This window comes from Sandarakinorhabdus sp. (genome assembly GCF_032115815.1).
Classification (GTDB): domain Bacteria; phylum Pseudomonadota; class Alphaproteobacteria; order Sphingomonadales; family Sphingomonadaceae; genus Sandarakinorhabdus.
Genome location: NZ_JAUMBI010000156.1, coordinates 1 through 23,172 on the forward strand (window position 1 = coordinate 1; position 23,172 = coordinate 23,172).

At 65.4% G+C, this 23,172-nt stretch carries 18 protein-coding genes and 1 pseudogene; 13 read left to right on the plus strand and 6 right to left on the minus strand.

All coding sequences use genetic code 11. From position 1 onward, the window contains the following. Positions 1 to 37: 37 nt before the first annotated feature. Positions 38 to 718 (minus strand): hypothetical protein, encoded by a 681-nt coding sequence (locus tag RT662_RS09170; protein ID WP_313670413.1) that lies wholly within the window; start codon positions 716 to 718, stop codon positions 38 to 40. 117 nt (positions 719 to 835) lie between these two features. Between RT662_RS09170 and RT662_RS09175 the strand changes: the two genes are divergently transcribed. The 10 genes and pseudogenes from RT662_RS09175 (at position 836) to ilvD (ending at position 14,728) form a co-directional block, all read left to right on the plus strand. Beyond that, the gene (locus tag RT662_RS09175; RefSeq protein WP_313670414.1) at positions 836 to 2,485 is read left to right on the plus strand and encodes an electron transfer flavoprotein-ubiquinone oxidoreductase; all 1,650 of its coding nucleotides are present in this window, start codon (positions 836 to 838) and stop codon (positions 2,483 to 2,485) included. A 247-nt stretch (positions 2,486 to 2,732) separates the two neighbouring features. After that, positions 2,733 to 4,409, plus strand: coding sequence for a tetratricopeptide repeat protein (locus tag RT662_RS09180; protein WP_313670415.1), 1,677 nt, complete (start codon positions 2,733 to 2,735; stop codon positions 4,407 to 4,409). 57 nt (positions 4,410 to 4,466) lie between these two features. Continuing rightward, complete coding sequence (locus RT662_RS09185) at positions 4,467 to 5,285, plus strand: 4-(cytidine 5'-diphospho)-2-C-methyl-D-erythritol kinase (RefSeq protein ID WP_313670416.1); 819 nt, start codon at positions 4,467 to 4,469, stop codon at positions 5,283 to 5,285. Positions 5,286 to 5,629: 344 nt separating this feature from the next. Then, a complete protein-coding gene (locus RT662_RS09190) occupies positions 5,630 to 5,908 on the plus strand; it encodes a hypothetical protein (protein WP_313670417.1) in 279 nt (92 codons plus the stop codon). A 129-nt stretch (positions 5,909 to 6,037) separates the two neighbouring features. Beyond that, positions 6,038 to 6,754, plus strand: coding sequence for an N-formylglutamate amidohydrolase (locus tag RT662_RS09195; RefSeq protein WP_313670418.1), 717 nt, complete (start codon positions 6,038 to 6,040; stop codon positions 6,752 to 6,754). Continuing rightward, positions 6,755 to 9,439 (plus strand): DEAD/DEAH box helicase family protein, encoded by a 2,685-nt coding sequence (locus tag RT662_RS09200; protein WP_313670419.1) that lies wholly within the window; start codon positions 6,755 to 6,757, stop codon positions 9,437 to 9,439. A gap of 1,925 nt (positions 9,440 to 11,364) precedes the next feature. Beyond that, positions 11,365 to 11,469: pseudogene (locus tag RT662_RS16230) on the plus strand (PEPxxWA-CTERM sorting domain-containing protein); the annotation flags it as partial. A gap of 86 nt (positions 11,470 to 11,555) precedes the next feature. Further along, the gene (locus RT662_RS09210) at positions 11,556 to 12,161 is read left to right on the plus strand and encodes a CC0125/CC1285 family lipoprotein (protein ID WP_313670421.1); all 606 of its coding nucleotides are present in this window, start codon (positions 11,556 to 11,558) and stop codon (positions 12,159 to 12,161) included. Positions 12,162 to 12,253: 92 nt separating this feature from the next. After that, positions 12,254 to 12,907 (plus strand): hypothetical protein, encoded by a 654-nt coding sequence (locus RT662_RS09215; protein WP_313670422.1) that lies wholly within the window; start codon positions 12,254 to 12,256, stop codon positions 12,905 to 12,907. A gap of 102 nt (positions 12,908 to 13,009) precedes the next feature. Then, positions 13,010 to 14,728, plus strand: coding sequence for a dihydroxy-acid dehydratase (gene ilvD / locus RT662_RS09220; RefSeq protein WP_313670423.1), 1,719 nt, complete (start codon positions 13,010 to 13,012; stop codon positions 14,726 to 14,728). Here ilvD and RT662_RS09225 read toward each other — a convergent pair. Continuing rightward, complete coding sequence (locus RT662_RS09225) at positions 14,725 to 15,216, minus strand: GNAT family N-acetyltransferase (RefSeq protein WP_313670424.1); 492 nt, start codon at positions 15,214 to 15,216, stop codon at positions 14,725 to 14,727. The two genes, ilvD and RT662_RS09225, sit on opposite strands and share 4 nt — an antisense overlap. 46 nt (positions 15,217 to 15,262) lie before the next feature. Here RT662_RS09225 and RT662_RS09230 point away from each other — a divergent pair, with 46 nt between their 5' ends. Next, positions 15,263 to 16,642, plus strand: a complete 1,380-nt coding sequence (locus tag RT662_RS09230; RefSeq protein WP_313670425.1) for an NAD(P)H-hydrate dehydratase — start codon at positions 15,263 to 15,265, stop codon at positions 16,640 to 16,642. Then, entirely contained in the window at positions 16,639 to 17,841 is a 1,203-nt protein-coding gene (locus RT662_RS09235; RefSeq protein ID WP_313670426.1) for a class I SAM-dependent RNA methyltransferase, read from the plus strand. The genes RT662_RS09230 and RT662_RS09235 overlap by 4 nt, the downstream gene beginning before the upstream one ends. Here the strand turns inward: RT662_RS09235 and RT662_RS09240 are convergent. The 3 genes from RT662_RS09240 to RT662_RS09250 all read right to left on the minus strand — a co-directional run bounded on the left by RT662_RS09240 (position 17,832) and on the right by RT662_RS09250 (position 20,783). After that, positions 17,832 to 18,278: an MAPEG family protein gene (locus tag RT662_RS09240; RefSeq protein ID WP_313670427.1), complete on the minus strand. Its 447-nt coding sequence runs from the start codon at positions 18,276 to 18,278 to the stop codon at positions 17,832 to 17,834. The two genes, RT662_RS09235 and RT662_RS09240, sit on opposite strands and share 10 nt — an antisense overlap. 92 nt (positions 18,279 to 18,370) lie before the next feature. Beyond that, positions 18,371 to 19,465, minus strand: a complete 1,095-nt coding sequence (locus RT662_RS09245; protein WP_313670428.1) for a 1,9-bis(guanidino)-5-aza-nonane synthase — start codon at positions 19,463 to 19,465, stop codon at positions 18,371 to 18,373. Between the two features lie 115 nt (positions 19,466 to 19,580). Beyond that, positions 19,581 to 20,783: a type III PLP-dependent enzyme gene (locus RT662_RS09250; protein ID WP_313670429.1), complete on the minus strand. Its 1,203-nt coding sequence runs from the start codon at positions 20,781 to 20,783 to the stop codon at positions 19,581 to 19,583. A 284-nt stretch (positions 20,784 to 21,067) separates the two neighbouring features. On the opposite strand from RT662_RS09250, the gene RT662_RS09255 reads away from it, so the two are divergent. Then, positions 21,068 to 22,045: a threonine/serine dehydratase gene (locus RT662_RS09255; RefSeq protein ID WP_313670430.1), complete on the plus strand. Its 978-nt coding sequence runs from the start codon at positions 21,068 to 21,070 to the stop codon at positions 22,043 to 22,045. A 280-nt stretch (positions 22,046 to 22,325) separates the two neighbouring features. On the opposite strand, the gene RT662_RS09260 is transcribed toward RT662_RS09255, so the two are convergent. Further along, positions 22,326 to 23,063 (minus strand): DUF2189 domain-containing protein, encoded by a 738-nt coding sequence (locus RT662_RS09260; RefSeq protein WP_313670431.1) that lies wholly within the window; start codon positions 23,061 to 23,063, stop codon positions 22,326 to 22,328. Between the last annotated feature and the right edge of the window lie 109 nt (positions 23,064 to 23,172).

Genomic DNA, 23,172 nt, shown 5'->3' on the forward strand with positions numbered 1-23,172 from the left:
GTGGCGCGGCTCCGGAGCGGCGCGCCGGGCGCACGGGTCAAGGTGCACCCCGGCGGGCCGGCGGCGGGCGCGGCGGGCGGCGCGGCGGGGGGCCCGGGCCCCACCCCACCCGGGCCCTGCCCAGCCGGGCCTGGCTGCCGGCGAGATCAGCGGCAACCTGGCCCAGCGCCAGCACATACGTAGGCGGTGCCAACTCGGCCAATCGCTCCACCACTGGTGTGAAACGGGCCAGAGCACTGGCGGTCGGCTCACCATCGCCGGGTGTTGGCCAGGGCAGGCGGCTGACCAGCGCGGCGCGGCTCCAGTCGAGATCGATGGCGGCTAGCATGCGATCGATGGTGTCACGGTGCGCAGGATCGGTGTCGGGCCGATCAATCAACACCCACACCCGGGCCTCCAGCGCGCCGTGAAACAGCATTGGCGGCCTTGTACGGGCGTCGGGAAAACGGCCGAGCAGGGTGAGCAGCGCCGGCACATCGGCACAGGCGCGGGCCGGGTGATCGGCGGCCGGGACTGGCGCGGGCGCCGCCATACGCGGTGCAGCAGCCGGTGCAGGCGCCGGCTCAGGCTGCGGCGTTGCCTTGGGTGGGGGCGCATCCAGCCAGCGGCGCGGCTGTTCGGTAACTGCCACATCGGCCCCCGCATTCACCAGAAAGGCCAACGCAGCGGCAGGATCGGCAGCAACAGAAGAAGCAAAGGCGGCGGGGGGCAGCGTCACAAGCGACCAAAAGCATCAGTGTGCCCCGTCTGGTCAAGCCTTTGCTGTGCCGCTATCTGGTGAATGATGGCAAGGCCGCGCCAGCCCGATGCGGCGCGACGAGGATGGGGAAAGCACGTGAGCGAACGGGAATCGATGCCCTATGACCTGGTGATCGTTGGCGGTGGGCCGGCTGGCCTTTCCGCAGCAATCCGGGCCAAGCAGGAAGCGCAGCGACTGGGTGTCGAGCTTTCGGTGTGCATCCTCGAAAAGGGCAGTGAAATCGGCGCGCATATCCTGTCGGGCGCGGTGGTCGATCCGCGCGCGCTGGATGAACTTCTGCCCGATTGGCGGACGATGGACAGCCCGCTTACCGTGCCGGTCACGGAGAACCATCACTGGGTGCTGACCGAAACCAGGAAATATGATTTCCCCCACGCGCTGCTGCCGCCGTTCATGCAGAACAAGGGCTGCTACACTGTCAGTCTCGGCAATCTCACCCGCTGGCTTGCGACACAGGCCGAAGCACTGGGCGTCGAAATCTTCCCCGGATTTGCCGCGGCCGAAGTGCTGTTCAATGATGATGGCAGCGTGAAGGGTGTCGCCACCGGCGACATGGGGATCGCCAAGGATGGTTCGAAGAAGGACAGCTGGACGCCCGGCCTGGAGATCCACGCCAAATATACCTTCTTTGCCGAAGGTGCGCGCGGGCATCTTTCCAAGCAGATCATCAACCGCTTTGACCTGCGCAAGAACAGCCAGCCGCAGATTTACGGCATCGGCCTGAAGGAATTGTGGGACATCCCGGCCGAAAAGCATGTGCCGGGCCGGGTGATCCACAGCCAGGGATGGCCGCTTAGCGACGCCAATGGCGGCGGCTTCCTCTATCATCAGGCCAATGGCCAGGTCGCCTTGGGTTTCTCGGTGTGGCTGAATTACGACAATCCGCATCTGTCGCCGTTTGAGGAATTCCAGCGCTGGAAAACCCACCCGGCGATCCGCGAAATCCTTGAAGGCGGTCGCCGCGTTTCTTATGGCGCACGCGCCATCAACGATGGTGGCTGGCAGGCGGTGCCGAAACTGGCCTTCCCGGGCGGCGCGCTGATCGGCTGCGCCGCCGGCTTCCTGAACGTGCCGCGCATCAAGGGCAGTCACACCGCGATGAAGACCGGCATGATGGCCGCCGAATGCGCCGTGGCTGCCGTTGCCGCCCAGCGCGGTGGGGACGAACTGAAGGACTATGACGCCGCCTACAAGAAGAGCTGGGTGTATGAAGAGCTGAAGATGGTGCGCAACGTGCTGCCGGCGGTGGAGAAGTTCGGCACCACGGTGGGCACCGCCATGGGCGGCATCATGATGTGGATGGAATATCTGGGCTATGAACTGCCCTTCACTTTCAAGCTGAGCCCCGACAACACCCACATGCGCCGCAAGGATGATGCGCCGAAGATCGTCTATCCCAAGCCGGATGGGGTGATCAGCTTTGACCGGCTGTCGAGCGTGTTCCTGTCGAACACCAACCACGAGGAAGACCAGCCATGCCACCTGACGCTGAAGGATGCGTCGGTGCCGGTGGAGGTCAATCTCGCGCTCTATGACGAGCCGGCGCAGCGTTACTGCCCAGCCGGCGTGTATGAGATCGTTGGTGTGGAAGAGAACGCCCCGCGCCTGCAGATCAACGCGCAGAACTGCGTGCATTGCAAGACGTGCGATATCAAGGACATGACGCAGAATATCAATTGGGTGGTGCCGGAGGGTGGTGGCGGCCCGAACTATCCGAATATGTAGCGCAGCCGGGCGAGCGCGCGTGCCGCGCGCCGACTCCGGCAAGCTCGGCCGGCGAGCGAAAAGGGCGGGTTCAACCCCGCCCTTTTTGACTCGTCCGACGGCGTGGCTCCGCCACGCTCTGTCTTTCTTCCTGTTTCCTTCACGTCTCCAGCCGGACTCGGCGGTTTTGCCGCCGGCCGCGCCCAATAGCCGCCCGCTACTCTGGGCCCCTCGACATTCCCTCCACACCCCGCCATCTTCACTCCACATGCGCACCCGCCTCACCACCGCTGCCCTGCTGGCGCTCTCTGCCACGACCGCACATGCGGCCAAGCCGGCTGCCCCCCCCAGCGATTCCGCGCTGCATGCCTATGTGATTGGCCGCTATGCCGTGCTCGACAATGAGGTCGGGCTGGCAGCCCGGCTGATGGAGGAGGCGCGCGCTGCTGATCCGGCAGCGGCCAACGTCAAGCGGCGCAGCTGGGAATTGGCGCTGGCCAATGGCGATCAGGCACGGGCATTCCAGCTGGCGCGCAGCTTGGCGGCCGATGGCGCCAGCGATCCCGATGTGATGATGACCCGCATCGCCGAAGCCATGATCCGCAAGGATTGGGCGTTGGCCGCGTCCTTGCGCCAAAAATTGGGCGGGCAGGGCTGGCCGATCGTCGTCGGGCCGGTGGTGGATGCCTGGGTGGCACAAGCCCGCGGCGATGCCGGGGCGGCGCTTAACCTGCTGGATCCGCAGCGTTATCAGGGTTTTCTGCGCGCCTATATCGCTGAACAACGTGCGCATCTGCTCGCGAGCCTTGGCCGCTGGGATGAAGCGGCCACCGCCTATCGCCAGGCCCGTGCCGGCGGTGGCCCGGCGCTGCTGTTCCTGCGGCAGGGGCAGGCGGATGCACTGGTCATGGCCGGCCGCAAGGATGAGGCGCTGGCCGTGCTCTACCCAGGCGACCGGCCGACGGCCGTGGCACGCGAACGGCTGCAGGCCGGCCAGCGGCTGGGCCCCATGGTGACAGAGCCCCGGCAGGCACTGGCGTGGACGGCGGCGCGGCTGGCAGTTGACCTCGCGCGGGAACGTTCCGAACCGATGGCGTTGAACTTCGCCCGGCTGGCCAGTTTCCTGGCGCCCGAATTGCCGATCACCTGGCTCACCGTGGGCGACATGCTGGGCAAGGCGGATCAGACCCAGCCGGCGTTGGCTGCACTGGACAAGGTGCCGGCCGGGCTGGGATTGGAAGAGGCCGTTCGTGCCCGCCGCGCCGAAGTGCTTGAAGCCGCTGGCCAATCCACCGCAGCCGGGCAGTTGCTGCAACGCGCGGCCGAGGCACCGGAGGCATCGGCCGATGATTGGGCCGGGCTGGCCGGGTGGCATAGCAGAGCCAGTCGCTTTACCGAAGCCGCCACGGCCTATGGCATGGCAATTGATCGCTTTGGCAAGGGGTTGGGCGTTTCGGCGTGGAACCTGCATTATCTGCGCGGCATGATGCGCGATCGTGCCGGCGATTGGCCGGGCGCGCAGGCCGATTTCCGCGCCGCGCTGGCGCTGTTTCCCGATGAGCCGGGGGTGCTGAATTATCTCGGCTATGGTCTGCTTGAACGCGGTGGTGCCCCGGCCGAAGCCCGAACCATGATTGAAAAGGCCGCCCAGTTGCGGCCCGGCGACGGCGGCATTATCGATTCGCTGGGGTGGGTGCAATTGCAGACCGGTGATGTAGACAAAGCGGTGGCCACGCTGGAACGCGCCATCAGCCTGGAACCGCAGGACCCTACCATTATCAGCCACTTGGGCGATGCGCTGTGGCAGCAGGGCCGCCGCATCGAAGCGCGATTCCGCTGGCGCCAGGCACTGGCGCTGGAAGCGCCGGCGGAAGACAAGCGCAAGCTGCAGGCCCGGCTGGACTATGGCCTGGATGCAGCGCCGGCGATGCTGGCCCAGAAATAGAACCCCCCATAAATCCACCTTGCGCCCCCTGCCGGCCCGCGCCACAGCCAGCCAACGATGCTGACCGAACACGCCCCGGCCAAGATCAACCTGGCGCTGCACCTGCGGCGGCGGCGGCCTGATGGCTATCATGATCTGGAGAGCATCTTCGCCTTCACCGATTTCGGTGACACGCTCCACGCCGCGCCGGCTGATACGCTCTCGCTCGCGATTTCGGGTCCAAATGCGGGCGCTGTGGGTCCGGAGGCTGACAATCTGGTGCTGCGTGCTGGCCGGGCGCTGGCGGCGGCTGCCGGGGTGGTGCCGGGCGCTGCCGTCACGCTGGAAAAACGGATTCCGGTCGCGGCTGGATTGGGCGGCGGCTCTGCGGATGCGGCGGCTGCGTTGCGGCTGCTGAACCGGCTGTGGGGTCTGGACTGGCCGCTTGACCGGCTGGCGGCGCTGGCCGAGCCGCTGGGCGCCGATGTGCCGGTGTGCGTGTACAGCCAGACGCGCTTTGGTGCGGGCAAGGGGGAGGCGCTGTCGCAATGGCCGCATGATCCGGCCGGCACGCCCGTTTTGCTGGTCAATCCGCGTGTGGCGGTCGCCACCGGGCCGGTGTTCGCCGGATGGGACCAGCGCGATCTTGGCCCCATCGATCCCGCCATGCCGCTTGACCGGCTGCGCAACGACATGACCGCGGCGGCCATCGCCCTGCAACCGGTGATCGCCGATGTGTTGGTGGCGCTGGAACGGGCAGGGGAGGCCGGCCTTGTGCGGATGAGTGGTTCCGGCGCCACCTGCCTGGCGCTCTACCCCGATCTGGCGGCGCGTGATCGGGCCGCAGCCGCGCTTTCAGGCAGCGGCTGGTGGCTCTGCCCCACGCACATCATCTGATTCGGCCCTCACAGTCCCGAGTCGCGCTCAGCTGAATAGAGTCGGACTTGGAAATTCGTCTGAGTCGCGCTCGAATGGCCAGTCAAAAGCGTGGATGCAGTGCCGTATAAAGGCTACGTCATTCATCCAACCTATTGATATTGTTATGCCGCACCGCGACATTCTGACCAACGCTCAAAATAGCTGTTGACGGGCTTCTGAGCGACACTTAGAACGCCCTCAGTTGATTTGAGCAGCGCTCAGCCTTCGCTCAACTCCCCCCCTCGGTCGGAGGCGGCGATGTTCAAATCAATCGGAATTTTTGTTCAATCCCGTGGCCAGTCAGCCGCAACAGGAGAAGACCCATGTTGAACCGCATCATCGCTCTCGCCCTCACCGCCGCTGCCGTGGCCGCCACCCCCGTCGCCGCTGCCGCTCCGGTCAGCTGCAAGGTCACCCCGGCCCAGATCCGCACCCTGGCTGCTGCCAAGGGCGGTGAAGATGCCGCCAAGGCCATCCACCTGGTCGCCACCGGTGAAAAGCTGTGCGCCGAAGACGCCAAGTTCGAAGCTGGCAAGAAGTTTGCTCAGGCCGCCAAGCTGCTCGGCACCGAACTGGCTGCCCTGCCGGCCATCGGCCAGTAATTTCCGGTTCCATCCTCCCAAGGATGCCCCTTGGGCCCGGTGGTTTGCCACCGGGCCCATTTTGTTTGCGCCCTGTTGGCTCGCCACCGGGCCTTTTTTCTGTCGCCCGCGCAGTCTATGCCGGCAGGGATGAGCCTGCCCGAAATCCTGCCCGGCACCGCCGATCTGCTGCTGATTGCCGATCATGCCTCGGCGCAGGTGCCGCCCGGCATCGATCTTGGCATTCCCGCCGCGCTGCTGAATGATCATATCGCGATCGATATCGGCACCGATGCGCTCACCCGCCGGCTGTCCCGCGCACTTTCGGCCCCCGCCATCATTGCCACCGTCTCGCGCCTGGTGGTGGACCTGAACCGCGATCCCGCCGAACTGGGCGCCGTGCCGGCCAGCAGCGACGGCCACCTGATCCCCGGCAACTGGAACCTGGCGCAAGAAGAACGCGCCCTGCGGGTGGAGGCCATCCACGTGCCCTATCACGCCGCCATCGCCGCCGAGATCGCGCGCCTGCGCCCGGCGCTGATCATCTCCGTCCACAGCTTCACGCCGCAGCTCGCCACCCGCCCTGAGGAACAGCGCCCGTGGCCGATCGGTATCCTCTACAATCAGGATGACCGCGCCGCCCGCCGCGGCCTCGTCGCCCTGGCCAGCCGCGGCCTGCATGTGGGGGACAACCAGCCCTATTCGGGCCGTGACCTCAACTACACGATGGATCGCCACGCCGAAGCGCTGCGCATCCCCTATCTGGGCATCGAAGTGCGCAACGACGGCCTGCAGACAAAGGAAGGCGTCGCCCGCTGGACGCACATCTTGGCGGATTGCATCGCGATGGTGCGGCGGGGCTTGTGAATGGCCGCCGCGCTGCTCGACCGGATGGCTTTTTCGGGGTGCTGGCGTGATTACCAGCGGCGCGTGCTGGAGGAGTTCGATCAGCATGCCGGCGATCGCCGTCTGCACCTGGTTGCTGCACCGGGATCGGGCAAAACCGTTGTGGGCCTCGAAATGCTCCGTCGGCTGGGGCGACCGGCGCTCGTGCTGGCACCAACCCAGATCGTGCGTGATCAATGGCTGGCCCGATTGGTGCCGCTGTTCCTCGACGGCCCGCCCGGCAGCGCCGAGGTGTCGCGCAGCCTTGCCGATCCGGCAGAGCTGACTGCCGCAACATATCAGGCTTTGCATGCGCTGGCGGCGCGCGGGGAGGCCGATTGGGCCGCCAGCCTGGCCAAGAGCCTGTGCGCGCGGGGTCAACCTACGCTGGTGCTCGACGAGGCCCATCATCTCCGCCGGGAGTGGTGGTCTGCCTTGACCGAACTGATCAGCCATTTGCCCAACGCAACCATCATCGCGCTGACGGCCACCCCACCCTATGACGCGCCCTTCGCGGAATGGGCGCGATACGAGGCGATGTGCGGGCCGATCGACCTTGAGGTGACGGTTCCGGAACTCGTTCGCAACGGCGATCTGTGCCCGCACCAGGATCATGTGCTGTTCTCGCGCGCCGACCATGACGCCATTGATCTGCTCGACCGGCGCCGGCGCGGGCTTGCCGCTTTTCTTTCAACCATCCGCGATGATGCCGAACTGCTGGATGAACTGGCGGCCCACCCCTGGCTGACCACACCGGAAGTTTTGGTGGAAGAGATACTGGAAGCGCCGGAAGTGCTGTCGTCCATCCTCGTGCTGCTGGCCTCGGCAGGCCGCACGCTTCCGGGCGCGGCCCTGTCGCTGCTGGGCGCGCGGGCGTCTGATCTGCCGTTGCCGGATGCGTTCTGGCTGGAAACATTCCTCAATGCCCTGTTGATCCGTTTTCCCGACCGTTTTGCGATCGGGCCGGAACGCACGCGAAACTGGCGGGCCGCGTTGCACGAACATGGCCTGATCGAAGCCGGCGAAGTCCGTCTGGGCGAGAGCCGTGCCACCTTCAAGGCGATGGCCAACAGCGTGGCCAAGCTGGACAGCATCGTGGAGATTGCGCGTAGCGAAGCCGAAGCCCTTGGCAACGGCCTGCGCATGGTCGTGCTGACCGATCATGTGCGGGCCGGTGAATTGCCCCGGGCCAGTGACGAAACCTATGTGCCCACCCAGCTTGGCGTCGTTCCCATCTTCGAAATGCTGCGGCGGGCGATGCTTGCCGATCAGCGACTGGCGGTGCTGACGGGTTCGCTGGTGATCCTGCCGTCGGATCGGCGCACTGCGGCGCATGATAGTGCCGTGCAGTTGGGCCTTGATCCCGCCTGCCTCCAATTCGAGCCGCTGTCTGGCTGCCCTGGCTATCATCGGCTGACCGCCCAGGGCGAGGTGGCCCGCCACCTGGTCGCCGTGCTCACCCGCCTGTTCTGCGATGGTCAGGTCACCATGATGGTCGGCACGCAGGCCCTGCTTGGCGAAGGCTGGGATGCGCCGGCACTCAACACGCTGGTTCTGGCCAGCAATTCGGCGGCGTTCATGCTGTCGAACCAGATGCGCGGACGGGCGATCCGTGTTGATCCGGATCAACCCGGCAAGGTGGCGAATATCTGGCATCTGGCCACAATCGATCGTGTTCCGGCTGATGCGTTCGGCGCGATCGCGGACCGGCTGGATTGGGGCAGAATTGCCGTGGGCGAGACGATCACCAGTGATATCGATCTGCTCAACCGACGCTTTCGGGCGTTCGACGGCATTGCCAATTTCGGCCCCAGCCGCATCGAGAACGGGCTGGGGCGATTGGGGCTGCATGACGCCGCCAGTCTGGAAGCGCTGAATCAGGTAACCTTGCTGCGTGCCCGTGACCGTGCGCAGACAGCGCGGCGCTGGGCCGAAGCGCTGGGCGGGGCCACGCCGCGCGCGCGCCTGAGGGATACGGCCTCGCCAAGTTATGCCCCGCGTGGGCTGGCGTGGTACGATACATTGCAGTGGCTGGCGGCGAGTGCGGTTTCGTCTGGTGCCTTTGCGGCGGCCAACGAACTGCAAGGTGCCGCGAACCTGCAATCATGGGCTGGTTTTGCGATGGCCGCCACTGGCGCGGCGACGCTGGCGATGGCGCCAAAGCTGTTGAAGGCCGGCTGGCTGTTCCTGCGCAACGGTACGCTGGAAGGCAGCCTTACCCAGGTGACGCAGGCGGTGATGGCAGCCATGGATGAAGCCGGTTTGCTGCCGGGGGATCATGTGCCCAGCGTTTCCATCCGGATCTCCCGCGCGATCAGCGGCCGGCTTGATCTGAGCCTGGATGGGCTGTCGCGCGCCAATGAACGAATGGTGATGCAGGCACTGGCCGAAGTGCTGGGCCCGGTACAGAACCCGCGTTACCTGCTGGTCAGGCGCAACCGGCTGTGGCTGCGCACCCGCTATGATTATCACGCTGTGCCGACAGTGCTGGCGGCAAGGAAGGAATTTGCGGAAGGCTTCCACCGATCCTGGCGCGGCCATGTCGGATCATCGCAGCTTGTGTTCACGCGCAATGCTGAAGGCAGGATCGCGTTGCTGCGGGCGCGGGCACGCGCGTTTGCGGCCGGGTTCCAGCGCCGGATGGATCGACGAAACGAATGGGCCTAGCCGGACATTGTCGCAACTGACGCTGTCGCGGCACATCCACCCACGACCACATGACCCCTGTGCGCCAAGGCAAGATTATTGGCCAAAGAGGCCCTGCACTGACAGTATTCGTCACGTCGAACCGGCCAAGCCGCGCGACTGTGCGGTGCGCCTTGCAAGCATGTTAAATGCCGGGCCCGCTGCACCCTGTCTCCAGATGAAGTTACGGTAACATTGACAGTTGTCAATGCTGACTGCGGTGTTCCCTGTTCTCCTCCTGACCAAGGCAAACTGAGTCCAATTCGTCCGGGAGCAGTATCATGAAGCAGAGAGCAGCGTTGTTGATTGCGGTTTCAACGATGATGATGGCGGGCGCGCCGGCATTTGCCGCGTCGACCCTGAAATGGGGCACAGTCGTCAACAATAACGATCTCTATCCGGGCGATACGCGCAACTTCAACAGCTACAACCAGCCTTCGGTGAACAACCAGGGCTTGGTTGTGTTCCGCGCCCGCACCCAGGGCGGCGATGGCCAGCCGGGCAGCGGCATCTTCACCCGGGACATGTCCACCGGTGGCAATCCGATCACCAAGATCACGGAGCGCGGTGCGATCGTGCCGCAGCCCAACAACACGGCGGCGATCTTCAACGAATTTCCGTCGATCCCCCGCATCGATGCCACGTCGGCGACGATCGCCACCCGTGGCCAGTCGCGGCCGGTGCTGGAATATCAGACCGGCATCGACACCGGCACGGGTGAACCGATCACCACGCGCGGCGGCACGTCGGGCATCTACACCAATCCGCAGGGCTCGTTGATCACCGGCATGTCTGGCCTGGGCAACGTCAACAACAGCGTTTATCCGTCCAACCCGGATCTGAGCTATTATCAGGTGCCCGGCACCACACCCGGCACCAAGTTCGATCAGTTCCCCGGCGCGCCATCGCCCAACGGTGATTTCGTGGTGTTCAAGGGCAACTGGACCGACAATGGCGGCACCGGCCACACCGGCGTTTATTATCGTGATGTGGTGGCGGGTGGCGGCACATCGCCAACCAAATTGATTGCCGACAGCAATACGGCCATTCCCGGATCGGGCACCAATTTCGGTTCGACCGCGCCGCCCAGCGCCGCGGCCGGCCGCATGGTGTTTCTGGGCGTGGACAATGAGGAATCGCCAACCATCGGCGGCATCTACATGGCCAGTCTGGACAGCAACAAGGCGGCCGATACGCCCAGCATCCTGAAAACCATCGTCACCATCGGCCAGGCTGTCGTGGATCAGGCTGATAGCTTCTTCACCCGTGTTGGCGAAGCGCTGTCGTTCAACGGCAGCAAGGTTGGCTTCTGGGGCGCGTGGGGCAAGAAGGGCGGCAATGGCCAGGTGCAGATGCAGACGCGCACCATCACGGTGAGCTGCGCCGGCATCGACAATGGCAACACCGCCGCGTTCTGCAATGCGCAGGACAATGGCGTGACGGCCGGCAGCGGCACGGCCGGCGACGGCCTCTACAATTTCGAAGTGCCGGTGGACCAGGGCTTCTTCATTACGGATGTGGACACGCTGGAAACCCGGCTGGTTGCTCAGACCGGCGGCCTGTACAAGGATTTCGTCTACTGGAACTTCTCCGGCAAGATCCCGGGTGAGGAAGGCGAAGAGGACGGCGAGTTCGCCCGCTGGCGTTCGGCATCCTTCATGGCCAGCGATGGCTGGAATGCGGCCTTCAAGGGCGACACCATCGGCGGTGCCACAGGCCTGTACCACATGTACGGCGGCCAGCTTTCCACCATTGCCGAATATGGCATGGATGGCAGCATCCTCGATCCCGACGCGCAGGGCCTGGCCATCACGTCGCTGGGCATCGAACGTGATGGCTATCGTTCGGGATGGCTGACCATCAACGGCAGCATGACCGACGGCATCAACAGCATGGCCGGTATCTACGTCACTCAGGTGCCCGAACCATCCAGCTGGGCGATGCTGATCGCCGGGTTCGGCCTGGTGGGGGCCACCATGCGCCGCCGCCGCACCATCACCGTGGCCGCCTGACACCATGGGGCCCGTTTCCTGACGGGGTGCTGCCGTCGATCATGACGAACGCACTCCGCCGCTGAATACAGAACGGAGTGCATGACATGATCACGCGCAAGACCTTCAAGCGCCCATGGGTTGGCATGTGCGGTGGCATTGCTGCTGCGCTGGTGCTGGCCGGCTGCGCCACATCGGGCAGCACGCCCTATCAGCCGGCCAGCAGCGCCAATGCCGTGCAAGGCGGCTATTCCGAGGTGCGCCTGGCAGAGGATCGCTACAGCGTCACCTTTGCCGGTAACCGGCTGACCTCGCGGGAACAGGTGGAAGCGTCTCTGCTGTACCGGTCCGCCGAACTGACGCTGCAGCGCGGTTATGACTGGTTCGTGATTGTCGACAAGGAAACCGAACGCCAGGTGGAACGCCAGGCGGGCATTGATCCGCTGTATGATCCCTGGTTCCGCCGCGATTATCTCTATTGGCGGCCCTATTGGCGTTATTACGGCCCGGGCATGGGCTGGAATTATTGGTATCCCTATTATGGCGATCCATTCTGGGCCGATCGCTTTCGGGATCGTACGGTCGAACGGTTCGAGGCCACGGCCGAAATCCGCATGGGTCGTGGTGCCATGCCCGCCACCGATGTGCGCGCTTTCGACGCCCGTGACGTGATTGGCCGGCTTGGCCCGCAGGTGCGGCCGCCGCAGCCGTAAGGATTTCTCCCCCAACACCAACGTGAAGGAACGTCTCCATGAGCAAGATAATCACTTCCGGTTTGGCGGCCTGCCTGTTGGCAGGTGTCGGGATGACCACCGCAACCCTCGTTCAGGCCCAGCATGGCCCGCGATCCGGCACTGGTTCGATGCCGCAGCGGACCATGCCGGCACCCGACCGGATGCGTGATCAGGACCGCACACGCGATCAGATGCGGGATCAGGACCGCACGCGCGATCAGGACCGCACGCGCGATCAGGATCGCATGCGTGATCAGGATCGCATGCGCGATCAACTGCGGGATCGCGATCAGCAACGCGATCAGGATCGACTGCGCATCACCCAGAATGTGGATGGCCAGATCCACAGCATGCAGATGCTCACCCAGCAGGAACGCCAGCAGATGCGGGAACGGGTGCGCAGCGCCGGCAATGATCAGGAACGCAACCAGATCCGCAATGAATATCAGAACACCATCCGCGAACGCGCCCGCGATCTGGGCGTGGATTCACCGTTCGGCCCGCAACGCGATGGCGCCGGCAACCGCGACGGCTATCAACTGGCCCAAATGCTGACCGAGCAGGAACGGCTGCAATATCATAACCGCATGCGCGGTGCGGGCACCGATCAGGAACGGACGCGCATCCGCACCGAAATGCAGACCATGGCCCGCGAGCGCGCCCGCGAGATGGGCATCGATCTGCCCGAATGGTATGGCGAACGCCTGCGCGGCAACCCGGGCTGAGACGGCGGCTGCGGTGGCGGTTGGGGCAAGGCTGGGCTTTCCACTCTTGACCCCACCGCCAGCGTGAGGCAGGGCAACTTTGTTAGCCAAAGAGGCCCTGATATGACAAGATTCGACAAGTCCAAGCTGCCCAGCCGTCATGTTTCAGTGGGGCCGGAGCGGGCGCCGCATCGCAGCTATTATTATGCGATGGGGCTGACCGAGGAGGAAATCGGGCGGCCGTTCGTGGGGATTGCCTCGGCGGGGAATGACTCGGCGCCGTGCAACACCACGCTGGATGCGCAGGCCGATGCAGCGCGGATCGGGGTGAACGAAGCCGGCGGGATGCCGCGGCGGTTCAACACCATCACGGTGACCGACGGGATTGCCATGGGGCACCAGGGCATGAAGGCGTCGCTGGTTTCCCGCGATTGCATTGCCGACAGTGTTGAACTTTCGATGCGCGGCCATTGCTATGATGCGCTGATCGGCTTTGCCGGGTGCGACAAGAGCCTGCCGGGCATGATGATGGCGATGCTGCGGCTGAACGTGCCGAGCATCTTTGTGTATGGCGGATCGATACTGCCCGGTCGCTTTGAGAACAACGATGTGACCGTTGTGGACGTGTTCGAGGCGGTGGGCGGCTTTGCGGCCGGCAACTGCCCGTTGGCGCGGCTGACGGCGCTGGAGAAGGTGGCGTGCCCCGGCCATGGTGCGTGCGGCGGGCAGTTCACCGCCAACACCATGGCGTGTGTGGGAGAGGCCATCGGGCTGAGCTTGCCGAACAGCAACATGACGCCGGCGCCCTATACCAGCCGGGCGGACATCGCGATCGGTGCGGGCCGGCAGATCATGACGCTCATCGAGAAGAATATCCGGCCGCGCGATCTGGCGACGCGCAAGGCGTTTGAAAATGCGGCGCGGATTGTGGCGGCGACGGGCGGATCGACCAATGCGGCGCTGCATTTGCCGGCGATGGCCAATGAATGCGGCGTGGATTTCGACCTGTTCGATATGGCGGAGATTTTCAAGACGACGCCCTATATTGCCGATCTGAAGCCGGGCGGACGCTATGTGGCCAAGGACATGTATGACGCGGGTGGCGTGTACATGGCGTTGAAGGCGCTGTTTGATGCCGGATTCCTGCATGGCGATTGCCTGACGGTGACGGGCAAGACGCTGGCCGAGAATATCGACGAGGTGACGTGGAACCCGGATCAGAAGGTGATTTATTCGGTACCCAATGCCTTGTCGCCCACCGGCGGTGTTGTGGGCCTGAAGGGCAGCCTGGCGCCCGATGGCGCCATCGTGAAGGTGGCGGGGATGAAGACGCTGCAGTTCCGCGGCCCGGCGCGGGTGTTCGACAGCGAGGAGGCCTGCTTTGCCGTCGTGGAGCAGCGCGGCATCGAGCCGGGCTGCGTGATCGTGATCCGGTATGAAGGGCCCAAGGGCGGGCCGGGCATGCGCGAGATGCTGTCCACCACCGCGGCGCTCTATGGCCAGGGCATGGGTGAGCAGGTGGCGCTGATCACCGATGGGCGCTTTTCGGGCGCGACGCGTGGGTTCTGCATCGGGCACGTTGGCCCGGAAGCGGCCGAAGGCGGGCCGATCGCATTGATCGAGGATGGCGACATGATTGCCATCGATGCCGAAGCCGGCACGATTGAGCTGGAAGTGGACGCCGCTGTGCTGGACGCGCGGCGGGCGAACTGGGTTCCACGCGCCACCGATTACCAATCGGGCGCGATCTGGAAGTTTGCGCAGACGGTGGGCCCGGCGCGGCTGGGGGCGGTGACGCATCCGGGCGCCAATGCCGAAACGCACATGTTTGCGGATATCTAGAGCGCGAAGCGTTTCCGGATCCGGTCCACCGGCGTGCCGTCTTGCAGCGGCACGACCGGCACCACTTCGTGATCGATGAAGCCCATGCGGCTGTAGAAGGTGAGGCCGCCGCTGTTGTCGCCGCGGATGGTGGCGTTGATGGCGATGAGGCCGAGGCTGCGGGCGCGTTCGCAGGTGGCGGCGAACAGGGCGGAACCAACGCCGCCTTGCGTGCCGCCGACGCGGGTGAAGGTGGCGATATCCCCAATGTGCGCCGGCAGGAAAGGCTGCGTGCCCAGCGTTTGGAAGCCGAGCAGGTGGCCATCGGCTTCAGCAACGAAACAGCAATGCACGGTGGGGCCGATCAGATAGGACTCGCGCAGCTTCTCTGGCGTGAACAGCGTTTCGAACGCGGTGGTGCCACCACGCGCGATGATGGCGTTCAGCAGTTCGGCCAGTTCGGCGGCATCTTCGGCGCGGACGGGGCGGATGTGGAGAGGTACGGTCATCACCGGCCTTGTGCCGACGCGCGTGCTTTGTGACAAGGCGCGCATGTTGAAACCCGATTCTGGCCCCACCATCGTTTCTGCCGCTGCCATGCGGGCCGCTGAAGCGGCGGCCATCGCGGCCGGCACCTCCGCGCTCACCCTGATGGAGCGGGCGGCCGAAGGCGCGGTGCGGGCGATCATGGCTTATGCGCCGGCGCGCCGCGCCACCGTGCTGTGCGGGCCGGGCAACAATGGCGGCGATGGCTATGGCATTGCCTGCCGGCTGGACGATGCCGGCGTGGCGGTGACAGTGGCCGCCGATGCGCCGCCCACGTCCGAGCCAGCGGCGACCATGGCCAGGCGCTGGACAGGCCCCGTGGTGCCGCTGAGCGAGGCGCCGGCCGCGCCATTGATCGTGGATGCGCTGTTCGGCACCGGCCTTACCCGACCGCTGCCGGAAAGCGCCCAGGCGGCGCTGGATCGCCTGCAGGGCACCGGGCGCGTGGTGGCCATCGACATCGTTTCGGGGCTGGACGCAGATAGTGGCAAGGCGCTGGGCCGAGTGCTGCCGGCGGAACTGACGCTGAGTTTTGGTGCCGCCAAGCCCGGGCACGTGTTGGGCGAAGGCGCCTTTGTCACCGGCCGGCTGGCGGTGGTGGATATCGGCATTGCCATCGAAAGCCCGCTGGCCTTCACGGCGCGGCCGCAATTGCTGGGGCCGGGGCGCGAGGCCCACAAATATGCGCGCGGCTGGGTGATGGTGGTGGAAGGCACGCCCGGCCACGGTGGCGCCTCCGGCCTGGCGGGGCTGGCAGCGCTGCGCACCGGCGCCGGGCTGGTGACGCTGGCGGGCGAGGGCGGCCCGATGCCGGCGCTGGCGCTGATGCGCCGCAATGATGACGAGGCGGCGGCGCTGCTGACCGACAAGCGGCTGGGCGCGGTGGTGATCGGCCCGGGCATGGAGGCCGATGCACGGGCGCGTGGCTGGCTGAAGCGGCTGAGTTGGGCCGGCAAGTCACTGGTGATCGATGCCGGGGCGCTTCGCCTGCTGCCGCGCGGGCCGATCGGCGCGCCGGCGGTGCTGACGCCGCATGAAGGTGAGTTTTCGCAGCTGTTTGGCCCTGTGGGTGATGATCGGCTGGGTGCTGTGCAGGCGGCGGCGCGCACCAGTGATGCGGTGGTGCTGTTGAAGGGCGCCGCCACCATCATCGCCGCGCCCGATGGCCGCACGGCGATCAATGCCCACGCCAGCCCGTTTCTGGCCACCGCCGGTTCGGGTGACGTGCTGGCCGGGATGATCGCGGCGCTGATCGCACAGGGCCTGCCCCTGTTCGAAGCAGCGCAGGCGGCGGCATGGCTGCACGGCGAGGCCGGCCTGCGGCTGGGGCCGGGGGGCATATCCGATGACCTGGTGGCCAGCCTGCCGGCCGTGCTGGCCGCATTATGAGCGATATTCGTCCCATCGTGCGGCTGGCGGCTCGGGGGGATGGGGTCAGCGATGATGGCCGCTTCGTGCCGCTGGTGGCAGTGGGCGACAGCGTGGATTTCAGCAGCAATCCGCCGCGCATCATTGCCGGCCCGCACCACGCGGCCCCGGCTTGCGCCCATTATCCTGACTGTGGCGGCTGCCAGATGCAGCACATGGATGAAGCGGCTTATCGGGATTTCGTGATCGACCGGTTGAGCCGGGTGGTGGCGCTGCCGGCCGATGTGCGGCCCATTGCGCTGTCGCCGCCGCGCAGCCGGCGCCGGGCGAGCCTGAAGGCGCTGAAGCGCGGCGGGAAGCTGGTGCTGGGCTTTCATAGCGAAGGCACACATGCGCTGGTGGATATCGCCGATTGCCCGGTGCTGGCGCCGGAATTGATGGCGCTGCTGGGCCCGCTCAGGGCTTTGCTGCGGGCGCGGTTGAGGGACGGGCAGGGGGCCGGGATCGCGCTTACGCTGTCGGATGACGGTGTGGATGTGCTGCTCGCCAATGTGTCGGCCGAAGGGCTGGCGGCGATCGAGGCGCTGACAAATTTTGCCGACAAACATGATCTGGCGCGGTTGAGCGTGGAAGGGCCCGGCGGCATCGACACACTGGTGGAGCGGCGGCAACCGGTGCTCAACATGGGCGGCGTCGCTGTGCCATTGCCGGTGGCACCGTTCCTGCAGGCAACGCGCGAGGGCGAGGCGGCGCTGGTGGCGGCAGTGCTGGAGGCCGTCGGCGGGGCAGCACGGGTGGCCGATCTGTTCTGCGGGCTCGGCACATTCGCCCTGCCGCTTTCGCGAAAGGCGGCTGTGCTGGCCGTGGATGCGGCCGGGCCGGCAGTGATGGCGCTGGGCGCGACCGCCCGCAGTGCTGGCCGCCGGGTAGAGGTGCAGCACCGTGACCTGTTCCGCCGGCCGCTGGTGGACAAGGAACTGGCCGGGCTGAATGCGGTCGTGTTCGATCCGCCACGCGCCGGGGCCGAAGCGCAGGCCAAGGCGCTGGCCGCATCGCCGGTGCCGGTGATCGTCGCGGTATCGTGCAATCCCAACAGTTTCGGCCGCGATGCGAAGATTTTGGTGGAAGGCGGCTATCGCCTCACCACGCTGTGGCCGGTGGCGCAGTTCCGTTGGTCATCGCATGTCGAACTGGTGGCGCGCTTCGAACGTCAGGCCTGAGCGCTGGCGATGCTGAGCGCCAGCAGGACCAGGCCGAGCAGGCAGAGCGACGCCAGCGCGAACACCAGAAAGCGCACGACGACGCGGTTGGAGAGGATCTGCACCAGGCTGTGGACGATCCGCAGGCCGGCATAGCCCCATGCCAGATTGACGGCCAAGCTGCCGCCTTCGCCCATCACCGCCAGCGCCAGCGCGGTGGCGTAGAAGATCGTCGGCTGTTCCATCAGGTGATTGTAATTGTCGGCCACCCAACTGGCGCGCACTTCGCCGGCGGCGACGAGATCATCGCGAAGTGACTTGCCGGTGGAGCCGACCATCTTGGCACCATCGATCCCGGCGCGGCCCATGGCCGGAATCCGCGTGGCGTACATCCAGATCCAGATGAGCATCGTCCAGCCGGCCAGCACCAGCATGGGCAGCAAGATTGCCTTGTTCATGAAAAAAACCCTCCCCGTTTGTGGCGGGGAGTGTTCTTTGGTTTTCAGGCCGATGTCAAATCAGGCGAAAAATTTGCCCGCCCTGTTCGCCGTCAGGCGAACAATTTGCCCCACGCGCGCTTGGCGCGGGCCTTCCAGTGGCCGCGGTGATAGGCGTCGCTGGCGAGCAGCGGCATCACGCTGCCGGCTTCGGCGAACACCATCTGCTCGATGCCGGTGTTGACCTTGCCCCAGCTGGCCGCTTCCTGCAGCGTCGAGGAAGAGCAGGCGCCATCGCGCACGTCGGCCACGGTGATCTGCACGGCATATTTGTGCACTTCCACATCGTGGTGGCCGAGGATCTCGGCGCAGACCACGGTGTCCTGAATGAAGTTCTTCGGCACGCCGCCGCCGATCATCAGCAGGCCGGTGGTGCCGGCCTTGATCTTGATGTCGGTCAGTTCGCGGAAATCGGCGATGGCGTCGAGCATCATGTAGGGCTGGCCGGCCTTGGCGCGATCAACCTGGTGCTTCACCAGGCCGAAACCGGCGCTGCTGTCGACGAAGGCCGGGCAGAAGATCGGCACGTCATGCTCATAGGCGAGCTTGACGAGGCTGTTCTCCTTCTTGCCATGCTCGGAAAGATATTTGCCCATCTCGCGGATGAAGGCGCGGCTGGAATAGCCGCGCGGTTCCAGCGTGTTGGCGATCTCGTAGATGGTGTGATCGCAATCCTGCAGGGCTTCTTCGTCGATATAGGTATCGTAGATACGATCGATCAGCAGCGAGCGCAGCGTGTCGTCATCCGGCACTTCCAGCGCCTGATAATGCTTGTGGCCAAGGCCTTCGAAGAAATCCATGTCGACGATGGAAGCGCCGGTAGCGACGATGCCATCGATCATGTTGTTGCGCAGCAGATCGGCATAGAGATCCATGCAGCCGCCGGCGCTGGTCGAACCGGCGATGACCAGGAAGATGGTGCAATCGGGATCGGCCAGCATCTGGTTGTAGATTGCGGTGGCGCGGGCCAGATCGCGGCTGGTGAAGCTCATCTTGGCCATGCCGTCGATGATCGGGCGGGCGTCAAAACTCTTGATGTCGATATGTTCGACGAGCGTCGACAGCAGCTCGGCCTTGCGCTGGCGCTCGGCGGGGGTGAGCTCGGTAACGACAGCGTTTAGAGAGTTGGGGTTCAATGTATCGGTCATGGATTGCTCCCGTGTTCAGACGATGGCCCGGCGCGTGAGCGCCGCCCGCGGCCGGGGGAGTCCGGCGCCGAGCGGGGAAAGCGGCCCCCGCCGGCAAAAGCGGGGGCCTGAAGACTTACTTCGTGCGCAGCTGGATAATCTTGTCCGGCGACTCTTCCGTGACAGCATAGAGCGTGTCCATCGGTTCGTCCGACACGATCACCGTTTCGCCGGCGGTGAAGCCGTTGAAGCCGGTGCGCATGGCGGCACCATAGGCGCCGAGCATGCCGATCTCGATATAGTCACCGGCCGCGATATCGGCGGGCAAGGCGAATGGCCCGCGCATGTAATCCATGTCGTCGCAGGTCGGGCCCCAGAAGCTGAACTCCATGTCGCGCGCCCGGCTGACGGTGTCGCGCACCAGTTCCACCGGGAAACGCCAATCGATATGCGCGGCATCGAACAGGGCACCATAGGCACCATCGTTGATGTACAGCACATCGCCCTTGCGGGCTTCGACACGGACCAGCACCGAGCTGTACTCGGCGCACAGCGCGCGGCCCGGCTCGCACCACAGCTCGGCCGAATAGGAAATCGGAAGGGCTTCGAAGGCGCGGTGGATCACCTCGAAATAGGCTTCAAGCCGGCCCGGCTCCATGCCCGGATAGATTGACGGGAAGCCGCCGCCAACATCGACGATGTCAACGGTGACGCCGGCGCCGACGATCGCTGCACGCACCTGCGCCATGGCATCGCCATAGGCCTGCGGGCTCATCGCCTGGCTGCCAACGTGGAAGCAGATGCCCAGCGCATCGGCAACCTGGCGGGCGGCCATCAGCACGGGGGCGGCTTCATCGGCATGCACGCCGAATTTCGACGCCAGGCTGAGCTTGGAGTGCGAGGAGGAGACGCGCAGCCGCACGCACAGCGTGAGGTCGGTCGCAGCCACGCCGTCCTTCGACGTGGCGGCAACGATCTTGTCCAGCTCGTCGATGGAATCGAGGCTGAACACCCGCACGCCATGGCTGTGATAGGCCTCGGCAATGGCTTCCGGCGGCTTGATCGGGTGCATGAAGCACAGGACCGCATTGGGCGCCACTTCGCGCACCAGCCGCACTTCGGCGATGGAGGCGACGTCATAATGAGTCAGCCCCGCATCCCACAGGGTGCGGATCAGATCAGCGGAAGGGTTGGCCTTGACCGCATACATCGACGTGCCCGGAAACTTCGACAAGAAGAACCGAGCCGCGCGGCGAGCGGCGTGAGGGCGGACAAGGGTAACGGGCTGCGTTGGACGCAGGAGCCGCGCTACCGACAGCGCTTCGTTTTGCTTGAGCAACTCAAGGGACCTCCGGGTGGGCAAAGTATGTCGCTGCTGCGCGCTTGACCGGTTGGCCCCCGAAAGGGCCGCCCGGGCGATCGCCGGCATTGACACCAAAGCTGCCTTGCGGTGGAAGTCCCATGGGGCAGCGGCGCGCTTCCTATGGTTTAACCCCCCCCATGTAAAGAAGATTTTTGTTACAATGCGCGGCTGAAGAAAAACCTGATTTTGGCTTGGCCTTTCAATGGGTTGCCTTGGGGCTTATACAGGCTGTGACAATCTGTCAGAAGGGCGCTTTTTCAATGACTTCCCCTGTCGTTCATTCCGATGTTCTGGCTGCGGCCAATCGCCTGGGCTCCTGGCCGGTTCGCACCCCGCTTTTGAACAATCCGGCGCTGGATGCGATCTGCGGCGGCCGCATCTGGTTCAAGCCGGAGAATCTGCAACACACCGGCAGCTTCAAGTTCCGCGGCGCGATGAATCGCCTGCTGGCGATTCCCCCCGAAGGCCGGCGCGGCGGCGTGGTGGCCTATTCTTCGGGCAACCATGCGCAGGGCGTGGCGCGTGCGGCGAAGCTGTTGGGCATGCCAGCGGTGATCGTGATGCCATCGGACGCGCCGAAGCTGAAGGTGGAGCGCACGCGGGCTGATGGCGCGGACGTGGTGTTCTATGACCGGCTGACCGAAAGCCGCGAGACGATTGCGGCAAAGCTGGCCGAAGCGCGCGGTGCCATCATTGTGCCGCCCTTTGCCGATCCGCTGATCATCGCAGGCCAAGGCACAGCCGGGCTGGAAGCCGTGCAGGATCTGGCGGCCAAGGGCGAGACGGCCGATCTGGTGCTGACCTGCTGCGGCGGTGGCGGGCTTTCGGGCGGGTTCGCGGCGGGCAGCCAGTTGCCGATCGTGGTGGTGGAACCCGAAGGCTATGACGATGTGTGCCGCAGCCTGGCGGCCGGGCGCATCCTGCCGGCGGAAAACCCCGGCCCCACCCGCTGCGACGCGCTGCAGACGCTGGTGATGGCGGAGATCACCTTTGCAACCCTGCGCCACCACAGCGCCACCGGCGTTTCGGTGAGCGAGGCCGAGGTGGCGCGTGCGGTGGCCTTTGCCTTCCGTGAACTGAAACTGGTGGTGGAGCCGGGCGGTTGCGTGACGCTGGCCGCGCTTCTGGCCGGCAAGCTGGATGTGAAGGGCAAGACGGTGATCGCCACGCTTTCGGGCGGGAACATCGATGCGGAGGTGCTGGTGTCGTGCCTGAAAGAGGCCGGGGCACTTACATGAACCCCTTTACCAAATTGAGGATGCAGTTCACGCTCAAGGTTTTTCTGCTTGTAAATGCATTCGGCATCTTCATGAATTTATACATGTTTTTTGTAGGCAAGGTCCCTCTTTATCCGTTGAGGCAGGGCCTCTCGGTGGCGATCATGTGCTTTGTATTCTCGATTCCGGCCGGGATCTGGGCCTTTTTCTGGATAAGGCCTCCATCGAACGGGTCATGATGTTTTGGACCTCATGTGGCTCCCCCACTGCTTGCAGGGGTGCCCCAATACGGCGCGCAGCGTCAGTGGACGATCCGGCGATACAGGTGCCAAGTCGCATGGCCGAGCACCGGCAGCACCACCAGCAGGCCCAGGAATGCCGGGATCATCGCGATGAACAGCGCGGCTGCGATCAGCACGGCCCAGCCCAGCAAGACCGCGCCATTGTCGCGCACGCTGGCCAGGCTGGCGATGATCGCCGTCATGAAATCGACGTCGCGATCGACCAGCATGGGCAGGCTGACCACGGTGACGGCGTAGAAGCCCAGCGCCAGCAAAGCACCCACGGCACTGCCAAAGACCAGCATTGCAAGGCCGGTGCCGGTGAGCAGGAAGGCAAGACTGTCCGTCCCGCTGTCGGCCTGGAAGATGGCGAAGATGGCGTGGGCGATCATCAGCCAGAAGCCGAAGGCGACAAAGATGATGACGCCCATCGAGAGGATCTGATCATCGCCGCGGCCCCTGAGCGCGCCGAGCACGCCGCCCCAGCGCAGCGGTTGCAGCGCCTCGCGGCAGCGGCTCACCTCATAGAGGCCAACGGCGCAGAACGGCGCCAGCAGCGGAAAGCCGGCGGCGGCCGGCACCAGCCACGCCACGGCGCTTTGCGTCGCCAAGGCCCAGGCCAGCGCCAGCCCGGCGGCCACGTAGATGCCGGCAAAGAACAGGCCGAACTGCGGCGCGGCGCGATAATCGGCCCAGCCCGCAGCGAGCGCGGCGCTGAGATCGGACCAGGCCAGCCGGTTCCTGATCGTGACAGGCATGGCCTTCGCTTGCCCCGCCGGCATCGTCCTTCCCCCCAAACAGCCGGCGGTTCCCGCCGATCGCTGGGCAGGATGCTGCCGCAATCGCGGATCAGCAACAATTAGGGAT